We start from the raw sequence: 12,558 nt of genomic DNA, 5'->3' as shown, positions 1-12,558 counted from the left end.
GGTGCTTTCTTTTAGAACTGTGCTATATGTACCGTCAACTAACATGCATGGATGCAGATAAAATTGACCATTGGGAGAGGGTGTTATGACCAAAAAAACGCAACTTAGCCTACAAGACCAGACCTCAGAGTTTTTACTTTATACCGCTCCTAATGGCGAAGTAAAAGTAGAAGTATTACTCAGTGGCGAAACCATTTGGCTTACGCAAAAGCGTATAGCTGAATTGTTTGGTGTGGGAGTACCTGCGATTTCAAAGCATTTAGATAACATCTACGATTCTGGCGAATTACAGCGTGACGCAACTCTTTCCATTTTGGAAACAGTTCAACAAGAAGGTAAAAGAGAGGTTAAGCGCAAGCTTGAATACTACAACTTAGATGCTGTCATTTCGGTCGGCTATCGGGTTAACTCTGCGCAAGCCACCCAATTTCGTATCTGGGCAACTCAACTCATTAAAGACTACATCATCAAAGGCTTTGCCATGGATGATGAGCGCCTTAAAAACGGTCGTTTCTTTGGCAAAGATTATTTTAAAGAGCTACTGGAACGAGTTCGCTCCATTCGAGCCAGTGAGCGACGTGTTTATCAGCAAATAACCGATATATTTGCTGAATGTAGTGTTGATTATGATCCTCTTTCAGAAACAACACATTTGTTCTATGCCCATGTGCAAGACAAGTTTCATTTTGCTATTACAGGGCATACGGCGGCAGAAATTATTTCATTAAAGGCCGACGCTAGCCAACCACTAATGGGTATGATGACTTATAAAAACGCTCCTTCAGGTCGAGTACTTAAATCAGATACAACCGTCGCAAAAAATTATCTAAGTGAAGATGAAATCAAAAAGCTAGAGCGCACAGTGTCGGCCTTTTTTGACTACATTGAAGGCATCATTGAGCGCCGTAATACCTTTACCATGGAAGCCTTTGCTGAAAGCGTTAATAAATTTTTAGCCTTCAATGAATATCAAGTATTAGAAGGCTACGGCCAAGTATCGCGCCAAGCTGCAGAGCAAAAAGCCCATATTGAGTATGAACAATTCAACAAACAACAAAAAATAGAGTCAGACTTTGACCGTGAAGTGACGAAATTACTTAGCAGCAAGAAAAGGACGTAGATAAATTTGCGCAGGCGGTTCGCTAATCAACAATCAAATACGTTAATAAAAAACTGATTGATCTAAATACAAAAAGATAACAATTGCCGTTTGATTATCGAACAAAACTGCGCTACATTGCTAAATCATCAAACGTAAAGGGATTGTCAGATGGAAGTGGTGCAGCGTTATTGGATGCTCGAACTGATCGCCTTTTGGGAAGGGCAAATAAATACTAAACCACTGATGAGCGCTTTAGGTCTCACGCGGCAAAGTGTCAGTCAGCTTCTTAAACAATATCAGGCTGATTTTCCAAACTCGCTAGACTATGATGCCAAACGAAAAGCCTACCAAATAACAGAGCATTTCAAACCGCACTATATTGATCAAACCGTCGATGAATATTTTGCTTGGCTGCATTTCGGTAATATTCCGACCTTTCCTCAAGAACCAACTCACCAAACTCAATATCGTATTGATGCGTTACCAAGATACGTTTCACCGCAAGTGATGCGCCCTCTGCTTAAAGCGGTAAAAGAGAACACCGCTGTGGATTGCGAATATTTATCGGTGTCTAGTAGCGACCCGCAAGGACGGTTACTGTATCCACACTCATTCGTTAAAACCGCCAACCGATGGCATGTTCGGGCTTATTGCGATATACGACAACAATATCTCGATTTTGTTTTAAGCCGCTTCCAAAGCGTCGACTATGATGGCAAAACAACCGAACACACCGGACAACAAGACGAACTTTGGAACACCCAAGTCACCTTAATTCTCGCACCCGATTCCCGCCTCACCGACAAGCAAAAAAGCGTGCTTGAAAACGACTACGGCATGACCAATGGCCAGCTTCACATCACCACCCGCGCCGCCCTCGTTAAATACACCCTCGACGACTTACAGATCAAAACCAAAATGCTCGAAGCCAACCCACAAGCCCAGCAACTGGTGTGTGTTAACTATGCCGACATAAAACAATGGCTCTACGACTGATTGATACAAGAAAACGCTGACATAAGACAAAACCTGTCAAATTACTTTACCTGTGTAAAACAACAGGATTGTTGGATAGGGAAAAGCGAGTCAAAGTGTAAGCAAGCCGGATGACCCCTAGCAAAATAAACAAAAGCGAGAAGGGATATGCAAGAAACAGAATTAGCTTCGTATTTTTACTACTGGGGCAAGGCTCAAAAACAAGAGATAGATACAAAAGGAGACCCTTACCACTTATTACCTTATCACAGCTTAGACGTAGCCGCTGTAGGTGCGCTGTTACTTGCGCCTGATACAGAGTTGGCTAAAGGAATCGCTGAGTTTCTGGATTTGAAGGTAAAAGAGGTTACTAAGTTATTTGTCTTTTTTCTTGCCTTGCATGACCTAGGTAAATTCGCGTCTGCCTTTCAAGCCTTGTTTAAAGATGAGCTTAGTTATTTATTCGACGCTCATCCTAACCGACAGTACGACGGTAGAGAATTTCGTCATGACCTACTTGGCTTGTATTTCTGGGATAAAATCAGAGATTGTGACGAGTTATATTCTCGTTCTTTAAGTTTTGAAGAAGAAGGTGAATGCTCGCAAACCTTAATGGTCCTCATGGATTGTGTGTTAGGTCATCACGGTAAACCGATTAATTCCGCAAAAATTGCCGAATTAGCGCCCTACATTGAACGTAAACAAAATGTTCCCGCAGCGGAACAATTTGTTCTTGATGTGTTTGATTTGCTCCAGCCAGTTCTTCCTATTGAAAAGCTAGTTGATCGTGAATGGCGTCAACGCCTGAAGCAAGTTAGCTGGACATTAGCAGGTGTGGTGGTATTGGCGGATTGGATAGGTTCTGACCAAAATCATTTTAAATATTGTTCTACTCCTATGTCTTTGGACGAATATTGGCCAGTTGCTCAACAAAGCGCAAAAGAAGCGCAAAAGAAGCGCTAGAGGCTACGGAGCTGGTAAAGGTTTTTAATAAGGCGCCATTTGAGTCAATTGAAAAACACTTCAACTTTACACCAACGCCATTGCAGCGATGGGCGCAAGATGTCGAAATAGATGATAGCCCTCAATTATTTATTCTTGAAGATGTGACTGGCGCAGGGAAAACCGAAGCGGCATTAGCGTTAACTCATCGTTTGTTGGTAGCTGGGGCTGCGGATGGTTTCTATTTTGGTTTGCCTACTATGGCAACCTCGAATGCCATGTATAAACGCGTATTTGATAGCTATCAAATGATGTTTCAAGCGAATGAGGCCAAACCAAGTATTGTATTGGCGCATGGCGCAAGGGAAATGAATGAGTTGTTTCAGTCGAGTGTTTTGTCTTCATCGAAAGTCGATAGTGACTACTCATCAAGCGACCAAACTGCAACGGCGCAATGTAATCAATGGCTAAGTGATTCTCGTAAAAAAAGCGCTACTGGCTCCTGTTGGTGTGGGAACTATTGACCAAGCGTTACTTGCCGTTTTGCCTCGTCGCCACCAGTCATTGCGTCTATTAGGCTTACATCGAAAAGTGCTGATTTTTGATGAGGTTCATGCCGCCGATGAATACATGTTTGAGCTTTTAGAAAGCTTATTGTCTTTGCATCTTCATCAAGGTGGCAGTGCTATCTTATTAACAGCAACCTTGTCCATGGAACAAAGACAACGTTTGGCGCACATTTGGCTAAAAGAGAGCTGGTTAAAAGAAAGCCAGCATTCCCATTTGATACCAACAAACTATCATTTTCCCCTTGCTACAAAAGTGTCTCTTACATCCACAACGCCGTTAATCGAACATGAACTTGAAAGCCGAGCGGATGTGAGTCGTTTTGTTAAGGTCGACTATTTAGAGAGTGAAAAGGCAGTCTTAGACAAAGTAATGGCATCCATAGCGCGAGGTGAGTGTGTTGTTTGGATTCGTAATTCTGTTGATGATGCCTTAAAAGCATACGAAGCGATTTATTCTTTAATGACCGTCCCTGAAGACCTCTTATTATTTCACAGTCGTTTTATCCTCGATGACCGTCAATCGATTGAGAAACGAGTCTTGGATTGTTTTGGCAAAGGCAGTAACGCTGAAAGTCGCGTTGGCAAAGTACTTATTGCCACACAAGTTTTCCAAGAAAGTTTAGATGCCGATGCCGATGTGATGATTTCCGATATTTGCCCAATTGATGATTTGATCCAACGCGCAGGTCGTCTCCATCGCCATACTCGCAACCAACAAAGCGCTTATCAATCAGGCATTACCGATACTAGACCAAATCCGGTTTTGTATCTGCATGCACCAGCGTGGTCAGACGAGCCAGCTGTTGATTGGCTGTCTAAGGATTTTCGCAATACTCAATATGTTTACCGTTCCCCTGGTCGATTGTGGTTAGGGATGAAAAAGCTTAAAGAGTTAGGCGGCATCAAGATGCCAGAACAAGCTAGGGATCTTATCGAGGCGGTTTATTCAAGCGCGGCATTTGATCAAATTCCGACGACTTTATTAAAGCTTGAGCAAGCAACTCAAGGAGACGAGCTTGCAAAAGCGAGTAAAGCTAAATCCAACCGATTGAAATGGCAGGATTATGGCTACAGTGATCATAGTAACCAATATTGGTTTGATGATGATTCCGACATCAGTACCCGTCACAGCGATATAGAAACCGTCAATGTACTGTTGCTGAAAAGAAATACCAGCGGCAAATTAGAGCCAAGAGTCGATCACCCTAAATTTGCCGTTCAGCTAAGTACACTCAAAATATCCAAAAATAAATACGCCGCGAAACTCACTCAGCTATCAGAAGATGAGCGAGATGATCTGGCGCAACGCTATCCAAGCAGCAAATATTTACAATCTTGGTTACCAGAAGAAGATACAGGATTTGAATATAACGATAGGTTTGGGTTTAAAGAAACGAACAATAAGGACATGTTATGAATCTAGTAAAAGATCCTTGGTTGCCGATGCGGTTGCAAGATGGCTCGGAGCAAGTGTTGCCTATGAGTCAGATCAGCCGTTCTGATGTGGTGGATTTCGCGTTACCACGAGCGGACTTTCAAGGCGCAGCTTACCAGTTTGCCATTGGGTTATTGCAAACCGTATTTGCACCGAATGGTCAAACGGAGTGGGTTAAATTATTTGAAACGCCACCTTCTCAAGAAGTGCTAGAAAACGCTTTTCATTCTGTTGAGCATGCTTTTCATGGCGACGGTGATGGCCCTTTGTTTATGCAGGATTTTGATTTATTGGAAAAGCAAACAGCTACTAAGGTTTCTGGTTTGTTAATTGAAGCACCCGGTGAAAATGGCATAAAGAACAATACCGACCACTTTATTAAGCGTGGTATTGGCGAACAGATGTCATTAGAAATGGCACTGTTAGCGCTTTTTACTTTGCAAATTAATGCACCTGCTGGTGGTGCAGGGCATCGAGTCGGGCTTCGTGGTGGTGGTCCGTTGACGACCTTGATACAACCCTCAACAGAGACGGCAACACTCTGGCAAAAGCTTTGGCTTAATGTGATTAATCGGGAAGATTGGGTTTACTATGATCCTGATTTTACCGATGGTTCTGTGTTTCCTTGGTTAGCGCCGACTAAATTAAGTGATAAGAAAAATACAGAAATATATGAAAATTCAAAAGATATAAACCTTTTGCATATGTTTTGGGCGATGCCACGCCGCATTCGCTTAGAAGTTCAACATAGAGAAGGCGTTTGTCACATCTCAGGAAAAACCGCTCAAAAAGTGGTGACGGATTATCGAACACAAAACTATGGTCACAATTACTCGGGCAATTGGTCTCATCCGCTAACGCCTTATAAAGGCGATCCTAAAAAGCCAGAAGCAGAATGGTTGTCTATCAAAGGTCAGCCCGGTGGACTGCATTATAAGATTTGGGATGTGTTGAGCTTTTCAAGTGACACTCAAGCTCAAAAATGTGCGGCGGTTGTTTCTCATTTTGAAGTGGTATCTAAACACTATCGTAAAGCGTTAAAGCAGGTTCGTTCTCGCCTTTGGGTATTTGGTTACGATATGGACAACATGAAGGCTCGTTGTTGGTACAGCGCCAGTATGCCTTTGTTTCAGTTTGATCCAGAGCAGCAAAATGACTTACTGGTAGAGGTGAAATACCTTCAAAAGCTGTCGTCTGATGCCTTATGGCATTTACGGTCTGAGGTCAAAGCAGCATGGTTTGAAAGCCCAAGTGACGCTAAAGGCGATATGTCTTTTATTGATATGGAATTCTGGCAGCGTACAGAAAACCTATTCTTTGATGCCATTGCTAAGTTAATGGAAGAAATACAAGAAGACGATGACAGGCAGCAGCTTTCTACCGCAGCAGCAAAAACATGGCTGACGAAACTGCAATTTGTTGTATTGGATTTGTTTGATGAGTACGCCTTGTCTGAATTGGGTTCTGAACGAACCATGATAAAGCGCATTGAAGCAAGGCGGTCTTTATCGGGTTGGTTATATGGCGGTAAAGATATTAAAGCGTTTAAAACGGATCATAAAATTGAAGCGAAGCAGGAGGTGAGTTAATGGATGATCAAGAGTTCAAAGTGATAAGTCGCTGGTGGCAAAGTATGTTTCTGGATGCAGCAGTACTGAAAGAGAAAAATATTTACCCAGCAGCGCCAACGGCTCATAAAGCCGAATTGAAACGTTGTGATTCTGCGGACGATGCTTTGTTGTCAGAAGGTTTTCGAGCTTTATGGATGGCATTACTAAATGGTGGACTTGAAGAGATTTTGCAGCCCATGAGTAAAGAAAGACAAACTCAAAAGCTTGAAGCATGGGCCACGGTTGCGGCCGTATTAGTGCATATCAAGCAGGACAATGGTGAAAAACTAGCGGTTCAGGCAGGTAAAAAATTGAACAAGCAGGGTAAACCAACAGACAAATCCATTGTGAGTGAGTTGCGCTTTGCCAAGCTACAAAACACGCCAACACCGGATGATTTCTTAAAACGCTTACGTCGTATTATTCAACAACTAGATGGCAAGGTGTCACCAACTAAAGTGGCTGCTGACATATTGCAATGGTTTGAAGAACACTACGATAGACAGCCGCGCAAAGCCGATAAGCGAATTACTGTGCAATGGGCGATGGATTATTACCGATCTGCCAATCAAAAAGCATCCAAATCTACTTCAACTAATTAACTTAAAAGGGAATTCACATGAGCCAATTTATTCAACTTCATATCTTAACCTCTTACGCGCCTTCTAACTTAAACCGCGATGATCTTGGTCGTCCGAAAACAGCGAAAATGGGGGGCTTTGATCGCCTGCGCGTCAGCTCACAAAGTTTAAAGCGCAACTGGCGTTGTTCTGAGGTTTTTGAATCGTCACTAGCGGATAACATAGGTAAACGTACCAAACGTTTTGGTCAGCAAGTGTTTGATTTGATGGTTACGAAAGGTGTCTCGAACGAAAAGAACGCCAAAGCATGGGCTGCGGATATCGCAGGAGTGTTTGGTAAAATCAAAAAAGACTCTTTAGAAATTGAACAGCTAGCACACATCAGTCCAGAAGAACAAACCGCTGCATTTGAATTAGCGGTAACTTTAGTAGAAGAGAATCGAGCACCAAAAGACGAAGAAAAAGCTTTGTTACGCCAAAATCAAAGTGCTGTCGACATTGCCTTGTTTGGTCGTATGCTAGCCTCTAGCCCACGTTTTAATGTGGAAGCGGCTTGCCAAGTGGCTCATGCATTGAGCGTTCATAGTGTTGTGGTCGAAGACGATTATTTTACTGCTGTAGACGATTTGAACGATGGCAAAGAAGATTCTGGCTCTTCACACATTGGTGAATCTGGTTTCGCGGCGGCGTTATTCTATAACTATATTTGCATCAACAAATCTCAGCTTATTGATAACCTAAATGGTGATGAAGCCTTAGCTAATAAAGCCATTCAAGCGCTGACGGAAGCCGCCGTGAAAGTATCGCCAAAAGGCAAGCAAAACAGCTTCGCTTCTCGTGCTTATGCTAGCTATGTCTTAGCTGAGAAAGGCGAATATCAGCCACGTTCCTTGTCGGCGGCGTTTTTAAAACCCATTGCAGCTGGTGATCAAGCGGTTGATGCGATTAAAGCGCTTACTAAACAGGCTGAGAATTTCGATAAAGTCTATGGTGAATGCGCAGAAACGCGCTATGCCATTGATGCGGTCAATGGCGAAGGTTCATTTGAAGAATTAAAAGCCTTTGTTGCTCAATAGGGAGCCCGAATCATGAAGGATTATTTAGTATTTCGGCTCTATGGCCCCATGGCAAGTTGGGGACAGCCCGCTGTTGGTGGAGACAGGGCGACAGCCATTGCGCCAACGCGTTCCGCTATTCTCGGTTTGCTAGGTGCGGCGCTTGGTATTAAGCGTGATGATGAGCAGCAACTAGACGCTTTGCACACTAGTGTCCAAGTGGCGACCAAGCAAGTGACGCCAACCAGTTTATTGCGGGATTATCATACTAGCCAAGTGCCGTCTCGTAATAACAAGTATGTTTATCGGACTCGTAAAAATGAGCTGCTTGATGAACCTAAAGAGAAGCTAAATACCATACTGTCTACTCGGGATTATCGCTGTGATGGTATTTGGGTTGTGGCTATTTCATTAACTCAAGACAAGCATTTTAGTTTAGATCAGCTAAAAAAAGCGCTTATTAAGCCAGTTTATGTGTTGTCGTTAGGACGAAAGTCCTGTCCTCTGGCTGCACCTTTAATGCCCGTGTTGTTAGCGTCTGTCAGTTTAAGAGAGGCACTGGATTATCCTTTTCCAAGCATTATGGATAGTGATAAACCGCATTTAGATAAGATTTGGCTAAGCCCCAACAAACTATCTACTTACACTTGGGAAGGCAGTGTTGATGAATTTCCCGGCGAAACTGCGCTGACAACCCACCCTTGGGATGATCCAATTAACCGCGACCGTTGGCAGTTTAAGCAGCGCACTATGCACCAAATAACAGTGCACCAAATAACAGTGCATCAAATAACGACGCATCAAGTCAAAGTAGAGGAGGCCTAAATGTATTTGTCGAAAGTATCGTTTCAAGCCTCACAGCAAGCTCGGCAGCTACTACTTGGTTTTGGTGGTAAAGGGGCTTATTCCGCTCATCAAATTTTATGGCAGCTATTTACGGAAGAAGATAAGCGTTCTTTCTTGTTTCGAGAAGAACAAAACACAGACGGATCTAAAGCATTTTTCGTTTTATCATCGGTTAAGCCAGAATCTAATGAAAGTACGTTTAGCGTTCAAACGAAAACCTTCACGCCAAAACTGCAAAGTGGTCAGCGGTTAGGCTTTACCTTAAGGGCGAACCCGACCGTTTGTACGACAGATGAAAAGGGAAAATCAAAGCGTCATGATGTGATGATGCATGCAAAGCGAGCGGCGAAAGAGAGTGGCGTATCAGACAATGAAGAAATTCGTTTACTCATGGAGCGGGCGGCTCAAGAGTGGATTGCTAATCCAAAACGACTAGAACACTGGGGATTTACTCTCGACTTTTTACCAGAGGTGCAAACGTACATTCAGCATCGTAGTGATAAAAATCGAGAAGATAAAATTCGTTTTTCCAGTGTGGATTACCAAGGCGTACTGACTGTGCAAGACCCTGAAAAGTTTCTTGAGCAGTTGGAAAAAGGCTTTGGAAGAGCAAAATCATTGGGCTGCGGACTCATGCTAATAAAATCTATTTAGCTTCATTGAAAGAGTCAAATAATTTGGCTCTTTCTGTTTGACTTAAGGAGAAGAAAAATGAAGCCCAAGCTACAAGTACTTGAACAAGACATTTCGACCATGACCAAGGATGGCATGGAGTATATTTGCATAACAGATATAGCGAAATTCAGGAATGTAGATAGAACAGATATTATTATTGGTAACTGGTTAAGAAACCGCAATACCATCGAGTTTTTAGGTATATGGGAGCAGTTACATAATCCAAATTTTAAACCCATCGAATTCGATGGGTTTAAAAAGGAAGCGGGGTTAAACAGTTTTACGCTTAACTCAAAACAATGGATTGCATCAACCGATGCCATTGGCTTAATTTCCAAAGCAGGCCGCTATGGCGGAACTTATGCGCAAAAAGACATTGCCTTTGAGTTTGCAAGTTGGATATCTGTCGAGTTTAAACTTTACCTTATTAAAGAATTCCAACGTCTTAAAGAACAAGAGTTCCAGCATCTAGGCTGGGATATTCGTCGTAATTTAGCGAAAGTGAATTATCTTATTCACACCGACGCCATCAAAGAAAACCTTATTCCAGATACGCTAACGCCACAACAAATTCAATTTGTTTACGCTAGTGAGGCCGATGTGCTTAATGTCGCTCTATTTGGCGTCACTGCTAAACAGTGGCGAGATGAAAGCCCTTCTTTAACTGGCAATATACGAGATCACGCCAACGTCCATCAATTAGTCTGTCTTGCGAACCTCGAATCACTTAACGCGCATTTTATAGAGCAAGGTGTTCCTCAATCAGAACGGGTGGTTAAGTTAAACGAATTAGCCATTCGTCAAATGGGGATTTTGACGGCGAATGATTTAATGCTTTTATCTCAGATGGAGGCAGAATAATGGCTGGATTTATACCGTTAAAGCCTATTCCAATAAAAGATCGAAACTCAATGATCTTCGTCGGTATGGGACGAATTGATGTGCGAGATGGTGCCTTTGTTGTCATTGATGACGTTAACGGCGAGAGAATGCACATTCCTGTGGGATCAATTGCATGCTTAATGTTAGAGCCGGGCACGAGAATTAGTCATGCGGCTATCAAACTCGCGTCAACTACTGGCACTTTAGTTATTTGGGTGGGCGAAGCGGGAGTCCGACTTTATTCAGCGGGGCAGCCAGGTGGCGCTAGATCGGATAAATTACTTTACCAAGCTCAACTTGCTTTGGACGAATCCTTAAGATTAAAAGTTGTTCGCAAAATGTTTGAAATTCGCTTTGGCGAAGCACCACAGCGCAGAAGTGTTGATCAACTTCGTGGTATTGAAGGCGCAAGAGTTCGACAAATTTACCAAATGTTAGCCAAGCAATATAACGTTCAGTGGAATGGTCGTCGTTACGACCCAAAAGACTGGGAAGCAGGTGATAAAGTAAACCAATGCTTAAGTGCGGCAACGTCGTGTTTATACGGAGTGACCGAAGCAGCCATATTAGCAGCAGGTTACGCCCCAGCCATTGGTTTTTTACATACAGGAAAACCGCTCTCTTTTGTGTATGACATTGCCGATTTAATCAAATTTGAAACCGTTGTCCCGATTGCTTTTAAAATAGCCGCAAAATCTCCCTACCAGCCAGATAAAGAAGTGCGCATCGCCTGTCGTGAAGCATTTCGAACAGAAAAAGTGTTAAAAAGGCTGATTCCTCTCATCGAAGAAGTCTTGGCTGCAGGAGAAATAGAGCCGCCTAAACCGCCAGAATACTCACAACCGCCAGCCATACCAGAGCCTGAATCCATTGGTGACACTGGACACAGGAATAAGTAACCATGGCGATGATTACAGTTGTTACAGAAGCCGTTCCTCCTCGATTAAGAGGTCGATTAGCGGTTTGGTTATTAGAAGTTAGAGCGGGCGTTTATGTTGGTGATGTGACAAGACGTGTCCGAGAAATGATCTGGGAACAAGTCGAAGTGCTAGCAGAAGAAGGCAATGTTGTAATGGCATGGGCAACTAATACAGAATCAGGTTTTGATTTTATTACCTATGGCACAAATCGAAGAATGCCCGTTGATTTAGATGGATTAAGGCTTGTTACATTCACGCCGGATAACGAATAAATACAGAAATATTGTTCTTTAAAAACTTGGTAGAAAATTAAAGAGGTTATTTCTCTTTATAGAACAATAGTATACATTTAGCGTTCCCCGAGCACACGGGGATAAACCGCCTTGCTAGCGATTCACCAACACTTTTATTTAGCGTTCCCCGAGCACACGGGGATAAACCGAAGAGCGCGAGAAAATGGCAAAAGACTATCGAGCGTTCCCCGAGCACACGGGGATAAACCGACGTTGTGTGCAGTGCTTTTTATCATACAAAGGCGTTCCCCGAGCACACGGGGATAAACCGATTGATTGACTAAAATCAACCTGTTACACTAAGCGTTCCCCGAGCACACGGGGATAAACCGGATGCCACTAAAGGCGTTAGCGATTTAGATAGGCGTTCCCCGAGCACACGGGGATAAACCGTTGAGAAGCGAGATTAAAAAGGCTACAGAGCCGCGTTCCCCGAGCACACGGGGATAAACCGGCGTCAGCGAGATTTGCTGGGATAGGCTACTAGCGTTCCCCGAGCACACGGGGATAAACCGATGTAGGTCATAAAGTTATGGCAGGAGAGCGCGCGTTCCCCGAGCACACGGGGATAAACCGATAATCCGAGTGTCAGGAGCTTGACGTGGTATGCGTTCCCCGAGCACACGGGGATAAACCGGTTGTTTTGTTCATGGACTCAATGAAGCAAGAGCGT

13 protein-coding genes and 1 CRISPR repeat array (1 of these 14 only partly in view) are annotated in these 12,558 nt (G+C 43.3%); all 13 genes read left to right on the top strand.

What is annotated here, in order from left to right:
- The first annotated feature begins 85 nt into the window (after positions 1-85).
- Positions 86-1,120 (top strand): virulence RhuM family protein, encoded by a 1,035-nt coding sequence (locus ACO05V_RS19380; protein WP_421855527.1) that lies wholly within the window; start codon positions 86-88, stop codon positions 1,118-1,120.
- Positions 1,121-1,270: 150 nt separating this feature from the next.
- Positions 1,271-2,098: a WYL domain-containing protein gene (locus ACO05V_RS19375; protein ID WP_421855524.1), complete on the top strand. Its 828-nt coding sequence runs from the start codon at positions 1,271-1,273 to the stop codon at positions 2,096-2,098.
- A 147-nt stretch (positions 2,099-2,245) separates the two neighbouring features.
- Positions 2,246-3,040, top strand: coding sequence for a CRISPR-associated endonuclease Cas3'' (locus ACO05V_RS19370; RefSeq protein ID WP_421855521.1), 795 nt, complete (start codon positions 2,246-2,248; stop codon positions 3,038-3,040).
- Positions 2,992-3,543 carry a hypothetical protein gene (locus tag ACO05V_RS19365; RefSeq protein ID WP_421855518.1) on the top strand — a complete coding sequence of 184 codons (552 nt, stop codon included), beginning with the start codon at positions 2,992-2,994 and terminating at the stop codon, positions 3,541-3,543. Before ACO05V_RS19370 ends, ACO05V_RS19365 begins: the two co-directional genes overlap by 49 nt.
- Entirely contained in the window at positions 3,491-5,005 is a 1,515-nt protein-coding gene (gene cas3 / locus ACO05V_RS19360) for a CRISPR-associated helicase Cas3' (RefSeq protein WP_421855515.1), read from the top strand. The genes ACO05V_RS19365 and cas3 overlap by 53 nt, the downstream gene beginning before the upstream one ends.
- Positions 5,002-6,612: a type I-E CRISPR-associated protein Cse1/CasA gene (casA, locus tag ACO05V_RS19355; protein ID WP_421855512.1), complete on the top strand. Its 1,611-nt coding sequence runs from the start codon at positions 5,002-5,004 to the stop codon at positions 6,610-6,612. Before cas3 ends, casA begins: the two co-directional genes overlap by 4 nt.
- Positions 6,612-7,235 (top strand): type I-E CRISPR-associated protein Cse2/CasB, encoded by a 624-nt coding sequence (gene casB / locus ACO05V_RS19350; protein WP_421855509.1) that lies wholly within the window; start codon positions 6,612-6,614, stop codon positions 7,233-7,235. Before casA ends, casB begins: the two co-directional genes overlap by 1 nt.
- Before the next feature lie 17 nt (positions 7,236-7,252).
- On the top strand, positions 7,253-8,290 hold the full coding sequence (cas7e, locus tag ACO05V_RS19345; RefSeq protein ID WP_421855506.1) for a type I-E CRISPR-associated protein Cas7/Cse4/CasC: 1,038 nt from the start codon (positions 7,253-7,255) through the stop codon (positions 8,288-8,290).
- A gap of 12 nt (positions 8,291-8,302) precedes the next feature.
- The gene (gene cas5e / locus ACO05V_RS19340; protein WP_421855503.1) at positions 8,303-9,094 is read left to right on the top strand and encodes a type I-E CRISPR-associated protein Cas5/CasD; all 792 of its coding nucleotides are present in this window, start codon (positions 8,303-8,305) and stop codon (positions 9,092-9,094) included.
- Positions 9,095-9,769: a type I-E CRISPR-associated protein Cas6/Cse3/CasE gene (gene cas6e / locus ACO05V_RS19335; protein ID WP_421855500.1), complete on the top strand. Its 675-nt coding sequence runs from the start codon at positions 9,095-9,097 to the stop codon at positions 9,767-9,769.
- 57 nt (positions 9,770-9,826) lie between these two features.
- On the top strand, positions 9,827-10,651 hold the full coding sequence (locus tag ACO05V_RS19330) for a KilA-N domain-containing protein (protein WP_421855497.1): 825 nt from the start codon (positions 9,827-9,829) through the stop codon (positions 10,649-10,651).
- Positions 10,651-11,571: a type I-E CRISPR-associated endonuclease Cas1e gene (gene cas1e, locus ACO05V_RS19325; RefSeq protein WP_421855494.1), complete on the top strand. Its 921-nt coding sequence runs from the start codon at positions 10,651-10,653 to the stop codon at positions 11,569-11,571. The genes ACO05V_RS19330 and cas1e overlap by 1 nt, the downstream gene beginning before the upstream one ends.
- A gap of 2 nt (positions 11,572-11,573) precedes the next feature.
- The gene (gene cas2e / locus ACO05V_RS19320; protein ID WP_421855491.1) at positions 11,574-11,864 is read left to right on the top strand and encodes a type I-E CRISPR-associated endoribonuclease Cas2e; all 291 of its coding nucleotides are present in this window, start codon (positions 11,574-11,576) and stop codon (positions 11,862-11,864) included.
- A gap of 80 nt (positions 11,865-11,944) precedes the next feature.
- Positions 11,945-12,558: a CRISPR direct-repeat array (repeat unit 29 nt; unit sequence GCGTTCCCCGAGCACACGGGGATAAACCG); it runs 5,465 nt beyond the window's last position.

It is taken from the genome of Marinomonas sp., assembly GCF_965225885.1.
GTDB lineage: Bacteria > Pseudomonadota > Gammaproteobacteria > Pseudomonadales > Marinomonadaceae > Marinomonas.
This window is presented reverse-complemented; position numbering and strand designations above follow the sequence as displayed.

Bases quoted from the DNA above. Each gene is read 5' to 3' on its own strand.
- ACO05V_RS19380 (WP_421855527.1), top strand. From the start codon at position 86: ATGACCAAAAAAACGCAACTTAGCCTACAAGACCAGACCTCAGAGTTT.
- ACO05V_RS19375 (WP_421855524.1), top strand. From the start codon at position 1,271: ATGGAAGTGGTGCAGCGTTATTGGATGCTCGAACTGATCGCCTTTTGG.
- ACO05V_RS19370 (WP_421855521.1), top strand. From the start codon at position 2,246: ATGCAAGAAACAGAATTAGCTTCGTATTTTTACTACTGGGGCAAGGCT.
- casA (WP_421855512.1), top strand. From the start codon at position 5,002: ATGAATCTAGTAAAAGATCCTTGGTTGCCGATGCGGTTGCAAGATGGC.
- casB (WP_421855509.1), top strand. From the start codon at position 6,612: ATGGATGATCAAGAGTTCAAAGTGATAAGTCGCTGGTGGCAAAGTATG.
- cas7e (WP_421855506.1), top strand. From the start codon at position 7,253: ATGAGCCAATTTATTCAACTTCATATCTTAACCTCTTACGCGCCTTCT.
- cas5e (WP_421855503.1), top strand. From the start codon at position 8,303: ATGAAGGATTATTTAGTATTTCGGCTCTATGGCCCCATGGCAAGTTGG.
- cas6e (WP_421855500.1), top strand. From the start codon at position 9,095: ATGTATTTGTCGAAAGTATCGTTTCAAGCCTCACAGCAAGCTCGGCAG.
- ACO05V_RS19330 (WP_421855497.1), top strand. From the start codon at position 9,827: ATGAAGCCCAAGCTACAAGTACTTGAACAAGACATTTCGACCATGACC.
- cas1e (WP_421855494.1), top strand. From the start codon at position 10,651: ATGGCTGGATTTATACCGTTAAAGCCTATTCCAATAAAAGATCGAAAC.
- cas2e (WP_421855491.1), top strand. From the start codon at position 11,574: ATGGCGATGATTACAGTTGTTACAGAAGCCGTTCCTCCTCGATTAAGA.